We start from the raw sequence: 21,005 nt of genomic DNA, 5'->3' as shown, positions 1-21,005 counted from the left end.
TGCGCGACGCCGCTCAGGAGCCGTTCATCGCGACGGGCGTGATCAGGATCACGATGGCTTCGCGCTGCCGCGAACCGTCGAAGCCGCCGCCCAGCAGATAGTTCTGCGGCGCACCGACGCCCCGTTGCGCCAGATCGTCGTTGACGCCCTCGTAGCCGCTCAGGATCAGTGTCTCGCCCGACTTCATCGACACGCGTTGCAGGAAGTTGCGCGTGTCCACCTCCGGCACCTGAATCGACTGGCCGTTGCCCGCCGGCACCGTCCGCAGCTGGATCAGCGACGAAATGTTCGTGTAGAACTGGAGCAGCACCGTGCTGTTTTCAAGGATGTGCGGCAACAGCGTCATGTTGAAGCCCGTCGTGACGGTGCCGGGCACCAGCGCCGTGGACGAGCCGACGTTCGCGGTGTTGGTCGTCGACACCGATGCGAGATAACCCTGCTGCGTCGCGACCTGCAATGGCACGGGCTGGTTGTTCAGCGTCGTGATCGACGCGGACGTCTTGCGCCGCACCCTGCCCTGGCTCGACAGCGCCGAGATGATCGCCTGCGTGCCCGCCGCGCGGCTGTTCGGCGTGATCACCTGCGCGGCGAGCGACACCGGATTGGTGGCCGTGGTGGGAAACACGCTGGTGATCGTGAAGGCCGTCCCGAGCGCTTGGTACACCGCCGTCCAGTTGATTCCGTAGCTGTCCTGCGCGGACTGCGCGACGGACAGCACCGTCACGTTGATCAGCACCTGCTTCGACAGCGACGCATTCTGGGCGCGCATGAACGCGGCGACGCGATCCAGCACGTCCGGCGTGTCCGTCACGGTGATCGAGCCCGTCGCCGGCGACGACACGACGTGACCGTAATGCGACAGCATCGCCTGGATCGACGCACGCAGGCTGTTGAACACGGACAGCTGCGAGTTCACGACGGTGTTCGCCGTGTTGTTCGACGTGACGGTCGCCGTCCCGTTGCCCGTGCCGCCACCCGCACCCGCGCCGGCCCCGGCCGTTCCCGCCTGCCCGTAGCCGCCTGCCTGCGCACTCGACCCGTCGCTGCTTGCACCGCTCACCACGTTGGCATTCACGGTGGCATCGCCCGGAATCGCGCTGACCTGGAACGTCCTCGTATCGGTCACGAAAAATTCGATCGCGCCATCCGCGTATTTCCACGACACGCCGAAGCGCGTCGTCGCCGTGTCGAGCAAGCCGCGCAGATCGCCGTCGCGATACACGATGCGCGTGCGCTGCGATGCGCCCCACGGGTGCGCGCCGGTATCTCCCGACAGGCCCGGCACGGTCGGCAACGGCGGCGGCGATGCCCCGAGCACCGGCACCGGCACCGACGGCGCGGTTGCGGGCGCGAGCTGCGGGCCGGCCGCCGCGTCGGGTGCGACTCGCGTCGCGATATGCGAAAGACGCGACACGTGCTCCGCGAATTCGCGCAACGAGCCGACCTCCCGATCGAAGGTCGCCGGTTGCGAGAACACGGCCGGCAAGGTGCCTTCGCGCTCCAGTTGCATCGGCGTGCCGGACAGCCAGATCCCGTCGCTGACGATCACGCCGTCCGACGACTCCGCGACCTGCGCATGGCCATCGCGTGTATCGGCGAGCACGCGTTGGGTCCGGGCGTGATCGCGATCGATCACGCTCGCAAGATGTTGCGATAGCCCCGTACAACCGGTCAGAAGGACTGCTGCGAACGCGTATGCCAGCACCGAACCCCGCATCAACCCGCTCCTTTTGAAACGATCCGAAGAACCTTGTTGCCGCGATAGAGAATCGCCTGGATCGGCGCGTTCGAGTGCGCGAGCGCGCCGACGACCGAGCGCAACGCATCGTCGAACGTGCCCGTCACGCTCGCCTCCGCGTCGATGCCGAAATCCCCGGGCGCTTCCCAGACGAGTTGCCAGCCGGCCGCGCGAGCCCATCGCGCGAGCGCGGAACGCATCGTGCGGTCCGACAGCTCGATCCGCCACGTCCGCCGCGTGTCCCGCTCCGGCTGCGCGGCGCGCGGCGCATCCGGCTCACTCGCGAGCGTCGGCGATGCGCCGGCCTGTGCGTCCGGAACCGTCACGGCCGACATGGGCGCGGGCGTCCCTTGCGCGTCACGTGCATCACCTGCATCAGGCAGCGCGGCGTGCGCCGCGCATGCGCAGAGCGACCACGCGGCGCCGAGCGCCGACAGCAACACCATACGAGCCACGACCATGCGCATTGCGTTCCTGACCTCATCACGATGGCGATGCGCATTCGCATGCGTCGCCGCTTGCCTGCCCTGCGCCCGCATCGGCATGACACTGGACATCCGGCCGGCGGGCTGACACGATGACACCCTCGTTACCCTGCCGATCCGACTCTTGCCATGACATCGCTTCCCAACGAGCTGCGCGACCTGATTCGCGAAATTCTTCGTCTCGTGGACGAGAACCAGGTATTCACCGACCTCCACATCGAACAGGATCGTCCGATCATGATCAAGACGCCGCGCGGCTGGGAAGAGGCGCCCGGCGGCCCGGTGCTGATCGACGAGATGGCGCCGCTGCTCGCGTCGATCGACGAACAATGGGACACACGCTTGGCACAGGGCGCGCTCGACCGGCCGTTCGTACTGACCCGCTGCCGGCTTCGTTGCCACGTGTTTCGCACGTCGTCCGGACGCAAGACCGTCATTTCGATCCGCCGCCTGCCGCTCGAACCGCTGCCGCTCGACAAGCTCGGCCTGCCGGCCTATATCCGCACCATGCTCGACAGCACCCGGGGAATCGTGTTGATCACGGGCCCCACCGGTTCGGGCAAGACCACGACCATTGCGTCGCTGCTCGACCATCTGAACCGCACGCGCAACTGCCATATCGTCACGATCGAACAGCCGATCGAATACGGACTCGAAGGCAATCAGGCAATCATTTCGCAGCGCGAAGTTCCGACCGACACACCGAGCTTCTCGTCCGGCATGCGCGAAGTGATGCGGCAGCGGCCCGACGTGATCATGGTCGGCGAGATCCGCGACAGCGAGACGGCCGAAGCCGTTCTGCAAGCCGGTGAATCGGGGCACCTCGTCTTCGCCACCATGCATACCAGCAGCGCGCTCAATACGCTGACGCGCCTGCTGTCCTTCTTCCCGCCGGAGCAACGCGAGCGTTATGCCGCATCGCTCGCCGGCTCGCTGATCGGCGTGATCTGCCAATGCCTGATACCGAGCGAAGACGGCAGCCAGTTCGTGCTGGCGAGCGAGCTGCTGTTCAATCACAACCAGCAGATCAGCGCATTGCTCGTCGATCCGGCGAAGATGGCGTTTCTCGCCGACTTCCTCCGACGCAAGGAAGACAACATGTCGCGCTCGCTCAACGATCATCTCGCGCAACTCGTCGCGAAAGATGCGATCTCGGTTCGCGACGCGCTACGCGCCGCCTATCAGCGTATGGAGCTGCACGAACAACTTCAGTCGTCCATGAATCGGTGACGCGATTCTCGCCTTTCGCGCGCGCCGAATTTTTATTGTTTGACAATCTGTTACATTCTGGCGCGATGCCCGACAGCCGTCGCGGGCCGCGATGCTAGACGCGCCCGCGGTGACGCTCGAGCGCGTCGGTGCCCGCTTCGTCCGGGCTGGCACCCACGACGCTCGCCGCCGGCGTGCGGCGGCCGTTGACAAATACGGACCGATGCAGCAGATCGCCGAGCGCGCGCAGCGGTTCGGTGAGATCCGCGACACGCATCGATGATGCGCCGGCGAGCGCTCGCTCCACGGCGTTCGCCGCCTTCTCGCCGACGATTCCCGGCACGGTCGCGTTCAGCAACGCGAGCACCGACGCACCCACGGCCAGACCGCGATCGCCTCGATCGATGAAGTCGTGTCCCAGTTTGTTCCCGGCCAGCACGACGAGCAGCACCACGCTCAGTCCGGCGAACGTCTTGAATTCCTCGAGTGCATCGTGGCGGCTCACGTCGGGATTGTTCGCCAGCACCGTCATCAGGATCGAGGTAAACACCGCATCCGACGCGAGATCGACAACCCCGATCGTGTCGGGGAACGTGAGCAGCGCGGTGCTGGCCGTGACGGCGGCCGTGAACAGCGCGAGCGCGATCTTGGCATTCCGGTCGGGATTCGCGCGCGCATCGGGCGGCTCGCCCCCGCTCCCGGCGGCTGCGCGGCCTTCGCCCAACGTATGCGACGTCATCTCCGCGAGCCTGCCGCAAGCGCGCAGCACGAGCTGTATCTGCTTGCCGAGGTGCGGACTCACCTGGCTTGTGTCTCCCGCGATGGACGCGTCCCGCATGCCGAGCGCCGCGCGATGGAGCGCTTTCGCCTCGCCGTCCACGGTGGCCAGCGTGGTGCGTCGTTCGCCGCGGAGCGCCGCGCCCAGCTTCGCCAACGCGGGATCGACGCCGTTCCTGAAGCGCTTGTCGAATTGATTCTTGATGTCCGTTCCCATGAATCCCGCGAACAGCCCCGTGGTGCTCACGACCGTCGCGAGCAGGTCGACCCAGGTCTTCCGGTTCAGATGCGCCGACGGCTTGACGAAGGTCGGCAGCACGAATTCCAGCGCCTGAAGCGTGTTCGCGTAGTTGCGCGCCATCACGCGCTCTTTCACGAGACCGGCGCCAGTCGTCCGCGTGAGCGCCATGCCGATCCCTTCGAGCACCGTCTTGAACGTGAGCGCGACGAGCTCCGACGCGAACAGTTGCTGGCGCGGATTCGACTTCAACGGGACCGCCAGCGCCGCGGCGCCCAGGATCAGACTCGGCAGGAGCGCCATCGCCGCGCGTTTGGCCGGGTGCTTGTCGGTTTCGATTTCCTGCAGCGATCGTCTCGTCAGCCTCACTTGCGCCTTCAGCGTGCGGCTCAATTCGGCCGGGAATCCGGCGCCTTCGATCATCTGCTCGATGGCGCCAAGCTTGCCCAGCAGTTTCGGGATGCTTCCGTCGCCCGTTTCCGCATTGCGTACGCGGTCGAGAAAGCCTTGGTCGTCGTGCGTGCCGGGCAGCTTCAACAGCGAAGCAAAATCCAGTTTCCGCCAGATATTCGCCATCGCGCTGTGTCGAATAGGTGCGCTGGCGTCCCTGAGCGACGCGCCGTCGTCCCGACCATCGCGCGGCACGACATCTGCGGCCGGACGATCTTGCCGGTCCGGCTCGATGGCCCGTCGAACCGTGGGCGGCGGCTCGCTTTTCGAGCGCCTGGCCGACGCAAGATCACGGAACGCTGCCGCACCGGTCGCAAGCGAACGGGCTCGCGGCCGCACGCTCTTCGATCCGGCAGGTGCCGCGTGGTCTGCTGCATCCGCGGCGTCAACGTGAGGGAGGGTCGGAAGGATCGGGTTCATCGTGGCGAATGGTCGAGGCGAGGAAATGGAAGCCGCTCCATCGAGCCGGCGCACGACGGCAGCTCGCGCGGCTAATGGATCGCGGGGCGAGACGGCGATCGGTCGATGCCCCGACCGCTTGCCGGTGGCAGGTCCTGCGAAACGCCAGCCGAATCGTTGCGCATCGCGATGAATTAGATACGCCGGATTGCGAAACCCGCGGGCATCAGGCGAAGCGCGTCGACGTCGTGATCGCCCGCGGTCTGGTCGATACCTGTGCAATCGCGGCCATCACAGTTCGGATCGTCGAACGCAACTTCCGTCGCGTTTTTTCCGGGCGTCACATTCGATCAATACGATCGATTCGAATCGTTCGCACATTCGCTACGCATATCGAAGTGATCCAACCCGACCATGACCGCCATATCGCCCGCCCATTCGTCGATCGAGCTCGATCGTCTCGCCTCGCCCACAGACACGCACACCGATAACGGCGCCGGGCCCGCCAAAAGTTCGCCGACCGGCTCGCGTGTCGCCACGCCTCTCGCGGGGTTGTCGCGACGCGCGTCGTCGCCGCCACCCTCTGCGAAATCGAGCCGGCGAACGAGCGTGCCCGCTTCGCCGGCTTCCGACGCGCCCCACGCATCCGGCAATGTCGATGCAGTGCATACCCGCGCGTCGGGCGAAAGCGTGTCGATGCCCGGCACGCACGCCGACGACATCGACGAGATCGACAGCCCCGCGACCGCTCGCGCGACGACGCCGGTCGATCTGCCGCGGTTGCAGTTGGCGCTCGACCGGCAGAAGAATCGCGACGTCGATCGGGAAGCGCTCGCGCGCGTCCTGCAGACGGTTCGATTCAACCCGCTTCACCGAAGCGACCCGAACTCGCCATCCAGTCACAAGGAACTCGTCCGCCATATCTCCGATGAAACGCTTCAGGAGTGGTACACCGCGTTGTCCGTCACGCCCGATCAGGTTCGTGGAATGGAAAGCGCCGCATTCCGGGCCGGATTGCAGATCCCTTCCAGCAGCACGATCTTCAACATCGTCAGCTATATCGCGACGCCGCTGGCGTTCGCTCAGGCGCGCAACCCGTGGCATTCCGTGATCGCCAGTCTTTTGCTGGCCGCGTTTCAGCCGCTCGTTACCGCTCCGGTCCAATCGCTCGTCATTGGATCGATCGACTATCGCCGGCGGCTGAACCACGGCGAAATCAAGCTGGACAAGACCACCGTCAACTCGAGCACGACCCAGGCGAAGATCAAGCAGAAGATCGATGCCGGCATAAGGGCCGTGCGAGAGAGCGAAGCCACCGTGGCCGACCTCTTCGCCCGTCATGGTCTGGTCGCGGCGGACGGGACGATCGATCCGGCGAAAATCGACGCGTGCAGCCTGTCGAATGCCGAAAAGGATGCGCTCTCGAACACGTGCAAGGAGCACCTCGCGCATCTCGTCGCACTCTGTACGCTGACGGATCAAATGCAGGCGCTCGACGGCGCGCACGAACGTCAGCGCGAATCCACCTACTGGCAGATCGCTCCCCGCACCGTTCGCTCCGGCAGCGGCATCGTCGCGCCGTTCATCCGCAAGCCCGCTGCCGACGTGGCGGACTCCTGGGTCGGCAAGGTCTTTCCTTACAAGGCTTCACGGTACGGCGTGACGGGCGTGTCGGTGTTCATCGCCGCGACGGCGCTGATTGCCCAGCACTTCGCTGCCGCGAAGGACGAAGTCAACGGGCTGAAGCTCGAGCACAAGCTCAACATGCTGCACGCCGATCTCTTCGAGGAGGGGAAGGCGGATAGTCTCCATCGACGCGGAACCATCACGGCGGCCGATCTCAGCATCGAGAAATGCCGGAACATGGTCGTGTCGGCGGAAGCGAACATCGTGCAGCGCGTGGCCGACCGCCTCGACGCCAGACTGTCGAAGCTGAAGAACGAACGTCGAAACGAACCGCAGATGCAGCAGACGCGCCCGGTCACGCCCGAGGAACTCGAGGAGGGGCGAAGCACGCGCACCCACGAGCTCGACGCCACCATCGCCGCCTACGAGCGGGACGTCGGCAATCTTCGTCGCCTGATCGTGACGGACAACCTGCACGAGGACACGCGCGCACTCCTGGACGACGCGCTGAATGGCTCGCATGCGTTCGCTTGGGAAGAAGCGGTCGCCAAGCTCACGAAACCCCTCGAGTTCACGTCGCAAGTGTCGCAGCGCCTCGGCCAGACCTTCACCCTCGGCGTGCTGGGAAGCGCGGGCGCGCTGGCGGGCGGGCGCGTCGTCTCCGCGGCGCTGAAGGGCAGCGACCATATCCCGCTCCACCTTCAGTTGGTTCTTGCGCTTGCGAGCGCGCTGATCGGGTTCATCGCGGCGTCGACCCAGGGGATGGTGACCAATATCAAGAATCGCCGACGCGAGGCCAATCCGGACGAGGGCGCAATGCGTTTCGGCGAGCAGACGCTACGCGGCGTGGGGGCGCCGATCGAATGGATCAGCAATTCCGTCGCGAGCCGGCGTGCGATCGCGGATGCCAGCCAGGTCATCGCGGAACTTCAGCCACAGGCGCAGCAAATGGGCGTCAGCATCAACCGGCTGATCACGCCGACCGCTGACGGCCCCCGCGAACCGTGACGTATCCGCACCGGTCGCGGCGCCCGCACGGTGTCGCCGCGAACCCTCAGCTCGCGATCGCCGGGCCGGCCCGCTGCAGCTGACCGAGCATTTCTTCCATGCCGTTGTCGGCGATCCGCTTGCCGATCGCGCCGAGGTCGGTGTCGCCGGGCGCGGCGATCAGCGCATAGGTCATCCTGGCACGGCGCCACGTCACGACCTCCATGCTGCCGACCTGTTGTCGGGCGAGCGCCGTGTCGGGCCGTTCGTCCTTCATCACGCACAGCGCCACGGGCAAGCCTTTTTCGGGGAGATAGACGATCTGCACCAGCGGCTTGTGATTGAAATTCAGCCGCTGTATGCGCTTGAATGTCAGCCCGACCGAGCGCAGGTCCGGAATGCGGATCCGCAGCCCGTCGTCGCGGCGAATGTTTTCAACCATATGCGCCGCGGCAGCGAGATTCGACGAATCGAAAGCAACGGTGTCGCGCGTATAGAGCCGCTGATAGTTCACGGCCGCCATGATCCACGGGGACATCTGCGTCCGCGCGGTCGTCAGCGCATCCTGCGGCGCGAAGTGCAGGACGACGCCGCAGCAGAACGCGCCCGCGACGAAGGCAACCGCGAGCCACGGCACCATCGTGCGAACGCGCGAGCGAACCGGCGCGGACGACGGCGCGCGCGCGTCGGGCCGCGACGCCGGCGCATCCGCGCGACGCGCGCCGCCGACCGCGGACGGCGCCGAAGGCCCGGTGTACGCCCGCGCGATTTCAGCGACCTTGCTGACCAGGCTCTGCGGCAGCGGCGGCCATTCCTGGCGCTGGAACGCATACTGATAGGGCAACACCGATGCTTCGAACAGGGCAACCCGCCTGGCGATATCGGCCGACGTGTCGATCGCCCTGTCGACTTCCTCTCGCTCGTGCGACGTGAGTTCGCCATCCACGTATGCCATGAGCAGGATGTCGTCCATTTTCATGCCCCCTGATCCTCACTCTTCGCTGCGCCTTTCATGGGTCGTTCCTTTCCATCGCTGAACAGGGCGCCGATCGTCTGGCGGGCACGCGAAAGCCGGCTCATGATCGTCCCGATGGGTACGCCGAGCGCCTCGGCCGCTTCGCCATAGCTGAGCCCCTCCACGGCGACCAGCAACATGACCACGCGCTGCGCTTCGGGCAGCTGCTGCACCGCCCTGACGATCTGCGCATCCAGCGCCTGCTGTTCGAGGGTCGGCGCGGTGGGATCGGCGATGGTTTCGAGCAGGTCGTCGTCCCAGTCCATGCCCGAGCGCCGACGCACGCTGCGTGCGCGGAGTTCGTTGAGCCAGGTGGATTGCACGATCGAGAACATCCAGCTGAGCGGCGCGGTTCCCGGTCGTAGCTGATGCGCTCGTTCGAGCGCACGAACGCACGCGCCCTGCACGAGATCCTCGGCGTCGTGGCGGTCACCGGAGATTCGCAGCGCGAAGGTCCAGAGACGCGGCAGCATCGCGGGGAGCATGGCGGACAGTTCGGCTGCGGTCATCTACGTCGATCCTCCCGCGGTGCAACCAAGCCGACGTCGACGAACTGCAGTATCTGACGTGTATCCATGGGTTTAGGCGAAATTAAGCGGGCAACACCCCTGCAGTCCACGTAAACAGCTGGACGGCGCAGATATTCCATCCGCCGTCGCGTATTACCCGAACTGCCGGATCACAGGTCCTCGTACCAGAGCGTGCGTTCGCTCAGGCCCGGGCGATGAATGGATAGGTCAGCAACCCGAACTGCACCAGGTTGACGCCGAAGTGCGCGAGCACGGCCGATTGCAGACCGCCGACGCGACAGGCAAGCCCGTAACCGATGCCGGACAGGCCGGCCAGCAGAGCCAGCAGCGCGCCGCCCTGATAATGAGCAAGGCCGAACAACACGGCGCCTGCCACCAGCGCCAGCCAGCCGGCATTCGGTTGCGCACGCATCAACCGTGTCGCGCCCGCCTGGATATAGCCGCGGAAAAACGCTTCTTCCGCGAACGCGACCAGCAGCAGGTTGTCGAGCACCCACAGCCACGCGAAATTCGGCCACTTCGGCGCCCACGCAATCGCCCCGGCCCACCACGCAATCGAGAAGCAGACCACCGAGGTCGCCGCGCACGCGACGACCGCCGCGATCGCCCGTATCGACAGCGGCTTCTCCGGCAGAACCCACGGGTAGGCCAGCACCAGCCAGAACGCGATCAGCGGCTTGTCGAAGTTCAGATACATCGTGTAGGGCGCCGCATCCGGCGTCAGGCGTGCCGCATGAATCACCCTGAGATTGTCGAAACCCGGCAGCCAATGCTGAAACAGACCGACCGCAATGACGCAGAAGACGACGTTGCACACGACCTTGCCGGCGACCGGCAGATTCCGCTGCAACAGCACGCCGGTGCTGACCAGCAGCGCGATCGGCACGAGCGCGATCGGCTGCAACTGCCGCGACGCGAACGCGATCGCATAGCCGATGGCGAGCAGGCTCAGCGTGAGCCCGCGCGGCATCCTCGAGATCGCCGTCAGCGCGGCAAGAAAAATCGCACACCACGTCAATGCGGTCATTGCACCTTCCGGAGAGTTGCCAACGGCGCGTCGATCGCGTCGAGCGCCGCACGCGTATCAGATCACCGTGACGACCACGTCGATGTTGCCGCGCGTTGCCTTCGAATACGGACACGTCTGGTGGGCCGCGTCGACCAGCGCCTGCGCGACGTCGGCGTCGACGCCCGGCACGCTGACGTTCAGCCGTGCCTGCAGGAAGTACGCGCCGTCGTTCGTGGCCAGATCGATCTGCGCATCGACATGCGTGTCGCGCGGCAGCGAAACCTTCAGCTTTTGCGCGGCCAGGCCCATCGCGCCGATGAAGCATGCCGACCAGCCCGCGGCCAGCAGCTGCTCGGGATTCGTGCCGGGCGCGGCCGAGCCGGGCGCGGAGAGCTTCACATCCAGGCGGCCATCCGCGCTGTGCGCGGCGCCATCGCGCCCACCGGTGGTGCGAACTTCGCCGGTGTACAGAATTTTCGTTTCGTGGTTCATGGTCGGTGTCGTGTTGAATGGGGGGATGAATAGCGAGGCCCGCGATCAACTGCCGCGGTAGAGCTGCTCGAGCGCCGCGAGCTGGCCGTCCTTCTCCGCCTGCACCAGTTCCGCGCGAACCTGGGCGCGCGTCTTGCCCTTCGGCACCTTGCCGCTCGGCGCCCATTGGCTCGCTTGCCCGACGGCATGGTCGTTGATGCTCGTGTCGACGGCGCTGCTCGCAAAAGCGGAAGTGGTGGCGGCAACGGCGGCGCACGCCGCGAAAACCAAAGCGATCGTCTTTACTTTCATGTCGTTCTCCTGGATAAATTCGGCTGTCGCGAATCTGTCGGGTCCCTCGCCGGTCGCTGATCTCGCGATGCCGTCTCGAGCGCCCTGATCGGATTCGATCGATGAGATGCATTAAATCCAGACCACGTATCTGACGTGTGTCTCGACAAATGGCTTTTGCAAGGCCATGTATCCAGACCGGTTTCATACACATTGAGAAACAAAACTGCCGTCTCGTTTTCGGTCGATCGCCAAACGAAGGCGGGTTTTTCCGACACAATGGCGCCACGACAGCGCGTTCACGCTTAACGTCGCTGCCACGAAAAAACCAAAGGAGAGATAGCCGATGTCCAGATACGCCCTCGGAGCGCTGCTGTTGTTCAGCGTGATGACCTCCGTCGACGCGCACGCCGAAACGATCAAGCCGATCAAGGCGTCGAGGTCCGACCTTGCCGGTGCGATATTCAATCGCGCCGACGCCGTGAAAAAAGACGAAGGCGGCGAAACGAGCGCGGACGTCGCGACGTTCACGTCGACCGACAACGCGTACCAGACCGGCGTGTATCGATCCGGGCCGTCGCATGAGGAAATCAAGGGGCCGCACGGGCTGCCGTACAACGAGTTCCTGTACTTTCTTGCGGGCAGCGTGAAGCTCACGTCGTCGGACGGTTCGGTGATGCTCGTGAAGACCGGCGAAGCCGTCACGCTTCCGAAGGGATGGACGGGACATTTCGACACGCCCGGATATACGAAGCTCTATGTGACCTACAACCCCGACGACAGGAAAAAATAGTCCGGCACATGTCGAGCAATTCGGCCACGGCGGAATAGCGCACCCTCCTCGATTGTTCTGTTGAGGCAGACCATCACTTCGGGAGTCAGGCGGTGCGGAATCAATCGCAGGAAATCGACGACAATCAGCGGCTCGTGCGGGCGCTCGGGAGCACGGAACATCTGTTCTGGCTGCTCGACCAGAATCGGCCGACGCATTTCGCGATGGTTGCGGAGATCGATCGGCGCTTTTCGCCGGACGCATGGCATGCGGCGTTTCAGGCGCTGCAGCACAGGCATCCGCTGCTATCGACCTGCATCGCCATCGACGCGCAACAGCATTCAGGCTTCTATCGCGTGACTGACGCCGCGGTGCCGTTGCGCGTGCTCGAGCAAGACCCGACTGCGTGGCAGGCGGAAGCGGCCCACGAAATCGCCACGCGCTTCGTCGGATCCGCGGCGCCGCTGCTGCGCGCGACCTTGCTGCAAGGCGAACGCAGCTCGACGCTGATTCTGATTGCGCATCATTCCGTGGTCGACGGCATGGGCAGTGCATCGCTGATCGACGATCTGTTGTGCACCCTGTCGGGCGAGCGACTGGCGCCGTTGCCGCTGGTGCCGTCGCTGGAGACCATGCTTGATACCGATCTGAGCCACGCCGCCGTCTTGCCGCCCCCCGCGCCGGCGCCCGCACCCAAACCATTTCGTCCGGACGCCGCGCAAGCGCCGCATGTCGACGCCATTGCGCTTTCCGCCGACGACACCCGCCGGCTCGTGGTCCGCGCACGTGCCGAGCAAACCACCGTGCACGGCGCGATTGCCGCAGCCGTTCACGAAGCCGGCCGGCGTCTGTCCAGCGCGTGGACCGAACGCGCATTGAGAACCGTCACGCCGATCGACCTGCGCGGTCTTTCCGACGACGCGCGTGCCGCCGCCGGCGTCTACATCACGCAGACCATCACGGTCGACGATCACCCGCGCGGTACGGATATATGGACCGCCGCTCGCAAGATCAAACAGGATCTTGCACCGTCGCAAGCGCGCGCGAGCGTGGCGGCGGAACTGAAGGCACTGGAGGCCGTGATGTCCACGCGGCCGAGCGTCGAGCATGCGGCCGGGTTTCTATCGGCCGTGCTGGCCTTCGACGTCATGGTGTCGAATCTGGGCAATCAGCCGATTGCTTCCGAGTACGAGGGCGTGTCGCTCAAGGCGCTGTGGGGCCCCATCGTGACGTCGGGCTTCGCCGACGACCAGATCATCGGCGCGTGCACGATCGATGGCGTGCTGCGTCTCACGCATACGAGCCATGGCGCGATTCGCGGACTGCTCGAAGAGGTCCGCGCGATTCTCCAGGAAGCCGTGAGCTGACCGTCGGAGGCTGCTCGCCTCGTGTGCGCTCGACGCCGACCATCGTCGCGCGTCGCAGCGGCAGACGGATTCCGGAACCCCGGCGCGTGCGTTCAGCACGCCACCGGCAATACCCGCTTGCGGTGCTCGACGATCGACAGAAGCAGCGCCGCCAGCCCGCATGCCGCGATCAGTATCAACAGCATCGTCTTGCCCATGCTGACCAGCACCATGCTGCCGAGCGCGGGGAATCCGAATGCGCCGACGAAATACGACGCCACGAACCACGTCAGCACGGCGTGCCGGTGCCGCGCATCGGCACTGTTGACGGCCTGCGCCTGCACGATTGGATAGATGAGGCCATACCCGGTGCCGAGCAGCACGGCGCTGGCCGAATGAAGCAGCGCGTTGTGCGGCACGGCGAATGTCACGGCGACGCTCAGGATCATGAAGCCGAGCAGGATCTGCGTCGTCGCGCTGACGCGGATCTGAATCACGACCGCACCGAGCAGCCCGCGGATGACGACTACCGTGGCCGAATACAGACCGAAAAACGTTCCGGCCTTCACGCCCGGGCCCTGCGCCATCGACATCTGGAACGTCATCAGCCCCGAGAAGACGCTCGAGCCGAGCGCGATGATCGCGATCGGATAGATCGCAGGCGTGCGGGCGATCGCGCCCATCTCGCGTACCCACCGATCCCGCCTCGGCGGCGCAACCGCGTGCGACGCAGGCGAGAGGCGGCCGAAACATTCCAGCATCACCGCAGCCGTCGCGCACAGCGCGCCGACCGTGCAGAACACCGCGCCCGTCGTCCAGTGCCAATTGCGAATCGCAAGTGCCGCAACGGCCGGACCACCGCCGACGCCTGCCATCTGAAACGACCCGAACCGCAGGAACCAGCGCTCACGTTCGATATCCGCCGTTCGCTCCGCGATCATCATCGGCGCCGCGAGGCAGAACCCGCCCCAACCGACGCCGACCAGCAAGCCGGGCACGACGCTCAGCGAGCCGGTGCGCCCGATCAGCGCGAAGCCGACGACGCCTGCGCCGACGACCAGCGCCGCCAGCGCGGTCGCCCGCGCGGCGCCGATCCGGTGCGCGCACCACGCGACCAGCGGCAGGCCGATCAGCGCACCGATCATCGCTTCGGCCAGTGCGGCTCCCGTGTCGATGTCGCTTCCGCCCGCTACACGGAAATGCATCGACAGCAGAAATGTCGCGCCGTAGCCGCATGCCGTCAGCAGCGCGCCGAGCAGCACGAACGAGGCGACGCGTGGCGACATCGTGCGTGGATCGGCCATCATGCTTCCCCTTGTTTCAAAGTTTCCGGTCGATTCGGGCGGCGGCGCGAAAAGGTCGCCGCTCGGGGCCGTCGCAACATGATCCGCACAATCCGCAATCGAGGAAATGAACTGTTCCGATGATGCGCCGCATACGTTCGTATAGGCGCAGACGACCGCCCACGTCCCCGCACGCGCGCGCGACGCGCTCAGGTATCGGCGAGCGGCAGATCGGGACGCTGCGCGACGGTTGCGGCGAGGATCGTGAGTTCTCGACTGACCGGAACGCGCGCCTCGCCGGCGTGAGGGCGAAACACCGGATCGCCGCGGCCGATGCAACGCCCGGTCAGCGCACAGACCGCCGCGCCGTCGGCGAAACCTCTGCTCCAAATCTGCTCGGTAGACTTGCCCAGGCACGCGTCGCTCCACGAGACACTGATCGCGCTGGCCGAAATCCGCCTGACGATCACGACGTTGACGGGCCGCCTCGCCGTGCGCGAACCCGTGCTTGCACGGCGCGGCCGGTACCCGACGCGCCACTTCTTCGTGCACGCGTGGAGCTGCTCGGCGGACGGATCGAGCACGTTCAGCAGCACCCGCGCGACGATATTGTCTTCGGACGGCGTGGTCATCGGCGGTCTCCGGCAGCCGGCTTCATTCGGGCTGCGCCGGCGGAAACGAAACCGATTCGCTCAATTCGCGCCATTGCGCGTCCTCTTCCGCACGGAACCTTGCCGCCGCGCCGGCTACCGCGACCGCGTCGCCGCCCATCAGCAATCGCAAAGGCGCGGTCGGCGATCCGGCAATGCCGAGCAGCGCCCGGGCAATCCGCGCGGGATCGCCGGGTTGCATGCCGTCGATGCTGCGCAAGCGTGCCGCTACCGGCTCGATGATCGGCTTGTACGCGTCGCTGATCGGCGGAATGGTCATCGACGAACCGGCCCAACGGGTCCGCATCGATCCCGGCTCGACGATCGTGACCTGGATGCCGAAATCGCGGACCTCCTTCGCCAGCACTTCCGAGAACCCGCCCACCGCCCATTTGGCTGCCTGATAGGCGGCGAGCCCGGGGCCGCCGACTCTTCCGCCCACCGACGAGATCTGAATGATGTGGCCGGCCCGTTGCCGACGCATGAACGGCAGTGCCGCACGCGTGACATTGCACACGCCGAAGAAGTTGACCTCGATCTGCTCGTGCAGCGCGCTGTCGGTGATGTCTTCGATCGACGCCAGATCGGCGTAGCCCGCGTTGTTCACCAGCACGTCGAGACGACCGAATTGCTCGACCGCCAGGCTGACGGCGCCGCGCGCCGCGTCCGGATCGGTGATGTCCAGCGGGATCGCTAGAATCCGATCGCCATAGGCGTCCGTCAGGCTGGCCAGACGCGTCACGTCCCTCGCCGTTGCCGCCAGTTTGTGGCCAGCGGAAAGCACCGCCTCGGCAAGCTGAAGACCCAGGCCGCCGGAGCAGCCCGTGATGAACCAAACCTTGCTGTCATGCATTGTCGTACTCCCGGTCAATTGCGATCGACGTCCGGTTCCGCACACGTCGTGAAAACGGGGGTTTGCCGTGCGTCCGCGGGATCGCGGACTCGCCGAACTCGACGTCATGCGTCATTGGGAGCCCGCCATGTATCTCGCGTATGTCTGTCGCGTATCGGAATGTATCTGGCGACGTTCCACAGTCGATGAGAGGCCTTCAAAAATGAATCGATCATCCGGATAAGTACAGGATTTCACGCGCGGGAGCGACGGTTTCCGCTATCTATAACACCCGAGGCGTTCGGCTATTCCCCATCCGCTCTAAAAAAACGCCGCGCAAAATCCGCACGATCATCGGCCAAGGTCAGACAATGCCTTCGACGCTAGACCGCTCGCCATTCACCTCGCGAATGCTTTCGCAATTTCGATGCGCACATCGTGCTGCGCGAGCAATCGAACGATGTACCGCCGATCATTGAGCTTCCGCGCGTTATCGACAACGAAAGCAGATACTCATGCGAACCACGAGCCTATGTAATACCGGCGTGCCAGACTCTTCGGCGGACCCGGCCGACCCGATCGACGCGGGTGCACCGGCGAACTCGACGGAAACGGCGCGATCTCGAACGACCGCCTCCCCTGGCCTGATCGCACTTCAAGCGATAAGCCGGAGCGACCACTCCCCGGCAGCCAGACCGCCGGAGAATCGCCGGAGAAGTCGGGCACCGTCATCGAATAGCACGGCATCGACGGCGTCCTCGATGCACATCTCCCACGAAGCGATCGCGCTTGAACCGAATGCCGTCGAGCTGCGGGCCGTCGAGGCTCATCCGCCTGCGGCAATCGGCGTGCGCGACGCGCGGGCGATGCTCGAGGGACTGGAAAAGGTGACGCACCGGCTCACCGCCTCGCTGTCCAAAGCCGCCAATTTTCACAGCAGGGTCACCAATGAACTGCGCGGCCTGGAACGCGATTGCCTGACGGAGGAGAACCGTCGAAAGATCGATGACGCGCAGAATTTCATCGCGGCTGCGGGGCCGGTGAAGGCATTGCTCGAACGTCTGGTTGGCGACCTCGAATCACAGTTGGCCGCCGCATCGCCGGAGATCGACTCCGGTGCGTCGTCGAAGGTCAGCAGAACCCAGCGCGGCATTGCACTCGCGGAAATAGTCGGGGCGATCGCGGCCAAGAACGCGGCATGGTACGCGCTGCCCGGACTCATTCCGGCGACCCATGTGCGCTTCGACAACGTCGGGGAAATGACGAAGCTGGTGACATCCCGATCGGCACTTGCGCTGCTCTTCGCTGCACTAACGGAATATCCACTTGCGACCGACGGGCAACGACGATTCAAGGATGCCGGCGGTCAGATAAACCAGTTGCAGGGATTTGCGCAGGCGCTCGACCAGGCGTTCGCGCTCGCGATCCTGTTCGGCATCAACAAGGCGACCGGGCAGGCGCCCCCTCCTGGCTATCAGGTTGCCGGATTTGCACTGAGCGCCGCAGGCGCTGCGTTTCAAACCGGTGCGTTGAACGGCTTGATCATTCGCATGCTTCGGCCCGTTTTCGACACGCTGTCGAAGAAATCGGCACGGCACGGCGACGATCGATCGTCATTCCTCCCCACCCACACTTCGCGAGCGAATCCTGCATCGGCGGAGCAGGCGGGAATACGGATTCCAGAATCGTCTCTGAATACCTGGCTCGACACCGTCCCTGCCCAGGATTTCGTCGAGATGAGGGCCGATCTGGACAATGCCTGTACTTCCATCGCCCGATTGCACGAGGTCATCTTTCCTCGCGAACATGAAGTGCTTCCAGGCGACATGCTTCCCGCGTCGCCCACAGCCGATTATGGAACGCACGTCGAGCGGTTCAGTGGCAATCTCGCGGCGATACAGAGCTCCGTTCGTCAGTTCCGCAACGATCTCCCCGACGATGACGAACGCCTCACCCGAATCGACGCGGCACTCGCGCATGCGCAGGACGCGGAGCGCACGATAGCGGAATTGCGTGACAGCGCCACGCCGAGAAGAACGGCGTTCTTTGCTGCGATGGCGATCCTGAGCACGGTCGGGTCCGTGCTCGGCGCCATCGGCCCTTCCGTTCAAAATGCGTGGCTCTCGGACATCAACCACCGCGCCGCGATCTTCGGCGTGACGTCTTCGGTATTGCAAGCGTTCGCCAATCTCGGGCAATTTCTCGGCGGCGCCAAACCGGGCGACGGGCGCCTCGCACGTTTCCTGAAGATCGGCATGGAGAACGATCAAAATCCCTACCGGGCGTGGACCAAAAACTGGCTGCGATCGGTGAGGTTTCTGCTGGGCGAATTCCCCTTGCTTCAGCTTTCCACCACGTTTTCCGAAATGGCCAATAAAGAAGCGGGCAAGTTGCCTCAGGCGCCCGTGCAAGGCACCCCGTCCGCCTATACGATCCGCAACGTGCAGGAGGCCTTTCGGGCCATCTTCAGTCTCGCCTTCACCGCGTTGGCGCTTGGCGAGAAAGCGAACTGGAATCACTATCTGGGGCTCGGCATCGCCGCGCTCGGGGCAATCGTACCGACTGCGATCGAGTATGCCGGTACCGGGGCGCGCAGCGGCCCGGCGCTTTCGCCCGGCAACGGCTAGTGCATCGGCAGGTCGCGCACGACAGCAACATGCAGCGGCGTGGCGCGTCCCCGCCGCTATCTGCGCGACTGCCCCAACTCGAGATCGGCCTGCATCGCCAGCAGTTCGAGTTCCGAACGGGCATCGACGGCCGGTCGATGCCGATCGTTGACGCGACGGGCAACGACCGTCGACTGCTCCGGTTCCGTGGTGGAAGCGTCGATCGGACGGGCCTCCGGCCGCTGCGCGGTGCGGATGCCCGACCGATCGTCGGGAAGCATCTTCCAGCGCCGCAAAATGCCACTTATCCGGCGCGCATAATCGTCGCGCAGGGACGGCGTCGCCGAGTGATACGCGCCGACGGCGGCCCAGGTATTGCCATATTTGTCGACCTGACGGCGCAACAGCCAGGCCGCGACGTACACGCTCTTGCACGGAGACATGAGTGCCTCTCGCCCGACGCCGAAGCGCGAAAGCGGCGAAAGATGAATCGAATTGATCTGCATCATTCCATAGTCGACCGACCCGTTTGCGTTGACGTGCATCGCATCGGCACGGTTGTGCGACTCCTGCCAGGCAATGGCGCGCAGGATGAGCGGATTGACATGCTGATACGCAGCGGCATGATCGAAGCAGTCGGCGCGCGCGAACTGCACCGCACCTGCACTGCAAATCAATACAAGGCAACGCAGCCCGATGCTCGATACTTTCATGGACGAGTAACGTAAAACCATCGACGAGTGAGATGCGATCCACGAATCCGGCAGCCGTGCGCGGCCGGTCGCGATCGCCCTGGAGTCGCATCGTACGTCCGGCGCGCCAACACGAGACGCGGCTTCCCGAAGCAATGCATCGACCGGCGAATCCGCAAACCGGGCACGGCAAATCGACAGAGGCGAATTCACATTGGAGCCGAAGCGCGTTGCCGGCAAGCGAACCGTCCACGGTTATTTGGCGCGCTCGGCCGTGCCGCGATTTTTCCGTCGAATATGATTTGCGCTCCTCATCCAATTCATCGCGAGGCGTTCGTTATGGTGCGTAATATCGCGGCCAGTCGGCAAACGGCAGTCATGCAGCAATTACGCGCGCTTTTCCTGAATAGCGACGCGGCCACCGGCCGCGTGAGGTGGCGCGCACTAAGATGGCGCATGCTGTCGGCGTGGATCGTCACGCTCGCCGCGTGCGCCGCGCCGCCGCTTCCGCCGATGAATCGCGACTTGCCCGAGTCGCTGAGGGTACCGCCCGACGACGTGCTGGAAGACATCCTGACGGCCGGCGGAGAGGTCGTGTATCGGTGCGATCGTGGCGACAATGGCTTGAACTGGGTGTATCGCGGTGTTCAGTCGACGCTCGTCGATTCAACCGGGGAGAGTGTCGGCACCGCGTTGCCGGGCGGCTACTTTTCGAGTTACGACGGCAGCTATGTCGTGAGTCGTCCGGACGCCGAGGCGACGGTGAGTCCGGACAGCTTGCCATGGGCCCGTCTCGTCGCCCGATTCAACGGCGGAGACAAGGTTTTCGAGACCCGGTTCGCACGAACCGGGCTCATCCTGCGGGTGCAGACGAAAGGCGGCTTGCCGCCCGACCGGCCCTGCGTGCTCGCGGGCTCGGTGTTGAATGTCCCCTATTCGGCCACGTACTTGATGTATCGGTCGCCGTCCGTGCCGGCGCCTGCGATGCCGCTACCGTCAGCGAGCGTGGCTGGCGCACCCGAGCGCGCCGTGATTCCGGGCAGTCTGAATCCGCAGCCCGGCGATTTCGTCAAGCTGCCCAGGAACGCGGCACTGCCCGACGGCGCACTGCCGCTGCCCGATCACTGAATCGCGGGCGGGTGCTCGACCGATGTCGGCTGCGTGCGGAAAGCACATAGTGGTCAGCCTATGCGAATTGAATAAATATAAATAATTTCGCCATGCATTTTTTGTGAATATTTCGCCGCACGACGGCGATACATGCACCAACGCCATTTCCACGTAATACGCAAAACAAGCGAACGATAGCCTGTGAATCGACAGGTTTTTTGTATCGCTCTGTATCCGTGACGGATACGGAAAGGATTGGATACATTGAAAGCCCGTCGGGCAATTTTCACGATCTGATCCTGTTGTAGGATGCCTCAACGACATCACTCACATCGGGCGGCATCGCGCATGCGACGGAATTCGCGGCAAACGGGCAACCGCTGTACGTCAGGAAAGGTAGCGTCCGCAACGACCGGCTCGTGCCGGCTCGCACGCGGCAGCCTGTCCGGCAGCCGCCACGGAGCGACGCTGCCGCGATGGAATTTTTGC

19 protein-coding genes and 1 pseudogene are annotated in these 21,005 nt (G+C 64.8%); 6 read left to right on the top strand and 14 right to left on the bottom strand.

Going from position 1 to position 21,005, the window contains the following annotated elements; translation table 11 throughout:
* Window positions 1-13: 13 nt before the first annotated feature.
* Together LMA02_RS31390 and LMA02_RS31385 are read right to left on the bottom strand one after the other, a co-directional pair.
* Window positions 14-1,717, bottom strand: a complete 1,704-nt coding sequence (locus tag LMA02_RS31390) for a PilN family type IVB pilus formation outer membrane protein (RefSeq protein WP_228910577.1) — start codon at window positions 1,715-1,717, stop codon at window positions 14-16.
* Window positions 1,717-2,199, bottom strand: a complete 483-nt coding sequence (locus tag LMA02_RS31385; protein WP_228910576.1) for a toxin co-regulated pilus biosynthesis Q family protein — start codon at window positions 2,197-2,199, stop codon at window positions 1,717-1,719. Before LMA02_RS31385 ends, LMA02_RS31390 begins: the two co-directional genes overlap by 1 nt.
* Window positions 2,200-2,352: 153 nt before the next feature.
* Between LMA02_RS31385 and LMA02_RS31380 the strand changes: the two genes are divergently transcribed.
* Window positions 2,353-3,453, top strand: coding sequence for a type IV pilus twitching motility protein PilT (locus tag LMA02_RS31380; RefSeq protein WP_228910575.1), 1,101 nt, complete (start codon window positions 2,353-2,355; stop codon window positions 3,451-3,453).
* A gap of 94 nt (window positions 3,454-3,547) precedes the next feature.
* Here LMA02_RS31380 and LMA02_RS31375 read toward each other — a convergent pair whose 3' ends face one another.
* On the bottom strand, window positions 3,548-5,578 hold the full coding sequence (locus LMA02_RS31375; RefSeq protein ID WP_228910574.1) for a hypothetical protein: 2,031 nt from the start codon (window positions 5,576-5,578) through the stop codon (window positions 3,548-3,550).
* Window positions 5,579-5,710: 132 nt separating this feature from the next.
* On the opposite strand from LMA02_RS31375, the gene LMA02_RS31370 reads away from it, so the two are divergent.
* Window positions 5,711-7,930, top strand: a complete 2,220-nt coding sequence (locus tag LMA02_RS31370; protein ID WP_228910573.1) for a hypothetical protein — start codon at window positions 5,711-5,713, stop codon at window positions 7,928-7,930.
* A 46-nt stretch (window positions 7,931-7,976) separates the two neighbouring features.
* Here the strand turns inward: LMA02_RS31370 and LMA02_RS31365 are convergent, their stop codons facing one another.
* From LMA02_RS31365 to LMA02_RS31345, 5 genes are all read right to left on the bottom strand, one after another.
* Window positions 7,977-8,888 (bottom strand): anti-sigma factor, encoded by a 912-nt coding sequence (locus LMA02_RS31365; protein WP_228910572.1) that lies wholly within the window; start codon window positions 8,886-8,888, stop codon window positions 7,977-7,979.
* The gene (locus LMA02_RS31360; protein WP_006751176.1) at window positions 8,885-9,433 is read right to left on the bottom strand and encodes an RNA polymerase sigma factor; all 549 of its coding nucleotides are present in this window, start codon (window positions 9,431-9,433) and stop codon (window positions 8,885-8,887) included. Before LMA02_RS31360 ends, LMA02_RS31365 begins: the two co-directional genes overlap by 4 nt.
* Before the next feature lie 202 nt (window positions 9,434-9,635).
* Entirely contained in the window at window positions 9,636-10,481 is an 846-nt protein-coding gene (locus tag LMA02_RS31355; RefSeq protein WP_228910571.1) for a CPBP family intramembrane glutamic endopeptidase, read from the bottom strand.
* Between the two features lie 57 nt (window positions 10,482-10,538).
* Entirely contained in the window at window positions 10,539-10,955 is a 417-nt protein-coding gene (locus LMA02_RS31350) for an organic hydroperoxide resistance protein (protein WP_228910570.1), read from the bottom strand.
* 45 nt (window positions 10,956-11,000) lie between these two features.
* Complete coding sequence (locus LMA02_RS31345) at window positions 11,001-11,246, bottom strand: DUF4148 domain-containing protein (protein ID WP_228910569.1); 246 nt, start codon at window positions 11,244-11,246, stop codon at window positions 11,001-11,003.
* Window positions 11,247-11,571: 325 nt separating this feature from the next.
* On the opposite strand from LMA02_RS31345, the gene LMA02_RS31340 reads away from it, so the two are divergent.
* A complete protein-coding gene (locus tag LMA02_RS31340; protein ID WP_228910568.1) occupies window positions 11,572-12,018 on the top strand; it encodes a cupin domain-containing protein in 447 nt (148 codons plus the stop codon).
* On the opposite strand, the gene LMA02_RS31335 is transcribed toward LMA02_RS31340, so the two are convergent.
* Window positions 11,991-12,296 carry a hypothetical protein gene (locus tag LMA02_RS31335; RefSeq protein WP_228910971.1) on the bottom strand — a complete coding sequence of 102 codons (306 nt, stop codon included), beginning with the start codon at window positions 12,294-12,296 and terminating at the stop codon, window positions 11,991-11,993. The genes LMA02_RS31340 and LMA02_RS31335 overlap by 28 nt on opposite strands.
* On the opposite strand from LMA02_RS31335, the gene LMA02_RS31330 reads away from it, so the two are divergent.
* Window positions 12,222-13,364 carry a phthiocerol/phthiodiolone dimycocerosyl transferase family protein gene (locus LMA02_RS31330; RefSeq protein ID WP_228910887.1) on the top strand — a complete coding sequence of 381 codons (1,143 nt, stop codon included), beginning with the start codon at window positions 12,222-12,224 and terminating at the stop codon, window positions 13,362-13,364. The two genes, LMA02_RS31335 and LMA02_RS31330, sit on opposite strands and share 75 nt — an antisense overlap.
* Window positions 13,365-13,456: 92 nt before the next feature.
* On the opposite strand, the gene LMA02_RS31325 is transcribed toward LMA02_RS31330, so the two are convergent.
* From LMA02_RS31325 to LMA02_RS31315, 3 genes are all read right to left on the bottom strand, one after another.
* Window positions 13,457-14,650 carry an MFS transporter gene (locus tag LMA02_RS31325; RefSeq protein WP_228910567.1) on the bottom strand — a complete coding sequence of 398 codons (1,194 nt, stop codon included), beginning with the start codon at window positions 14,648-14,650 and terminating at the stop codon, window positions 13,457-13,459.
* A gap of 185 nt (window positions 14,651-14,835) precedes the next feature.
* The gene (locus tag LMA02_RS31320) at window positions 14,836-15,258 is read right to left on the bottom strand and encodes a DUF3331 domain-containing protein (RefSeq protein WP_228910566.1); all 423 of its coding nucleotides are present in this window, start codon (window positions 15,256-15,258) and stop codon (window positions 14,836-14,838) included.
* 22 nt (window positions 15,259-15,280) lie between these two features.
* Window positions 15,281-16,129, bottom strand: a complete 849-nt coding sequence (locus LMA02_RS31315; RefSeq protein WP_228910565.1) for an SDR family NAD(P)-dependent oxidoreductase — start codon at window positions 16,127-16,129, stop codon at window positions 15,281-15,283.
* Between the two features lie 740 nt (window positions 16,130-16,869).
* On the opposite strand from LMA02_RS31315, the gene LMA02_RS31310 reads away from it, so the two are divergent.
* Window positions 16,870-18,735: a hypothetical protein gene (locus LMA02_RS31310; RefSeq protein WP_228910564.1), complete on the top strand. Its 1,866-nt coding sequence runs from the start codon at window positions 16,870-16,872 to the stop codon at window positions 18,733-18,735.
* A gap of 251 nt (window positions 18,736-18,986) precedes the next feature.
* Here the strand turns inward: LMA02_RS31310 and LMA02_RS31305 are convergent.
* A pseudogene (locus LMA02_RS31305) lies at window positions 18,987-19,427 on the bottom strand (lytic transglycosylase domain-containing protein); the annotation flags it as partial.
* Window positions 19,428-19,745: 318 nt separating this feature from the next.
* Here LMA02_RS31305 and LMA02_RS31300 point away from each other — a divergent pair.
* The gene (locus tag LMA02_RS31300) at window positions 19,746-20,534 is read left to right on the top strand and encodes a DUF3455 domain-containing protein (protein ID WP_228910563.1); all 789 of its coding nucleotides are present in this window, start codon (window positions 19,746-19,748) and stop codon (window positions 20,532-20,534) included.
* Between the two features lie 53 nt (window positions 20,535-20,587).
* Here the strand turns inward: LMA02_RS31300 and LMA02_RS31295 are convergent, their stop codons facing one another.
* Window positions 20,588-20,806, bottom strand: coding sequence for a hypothetical protein (locus LMA02_RS31295; protein WP_228910562.1), 219 nt, complete (start codon window positions 20,804-20,806; stop codon window positions 20,588-20,590).
* Between the last annotated feature and the right edge of the window lie 199 nt (window positions 20,807-21,005).

Source organism: Burkholderia sp. B21-005, assembly GCF_020843965.1.
GTDB lineage: Bacteria > Pseudomonadota > Gammaproteobacteria > Burkholderiales > Burkholderiaceae > Burkholderia > Burkholderia ambifaria.
Note: the sequence above shows the minus strand (reverse complement) of the source record. Positions and strands in the feature narration are given on the sequence as shown.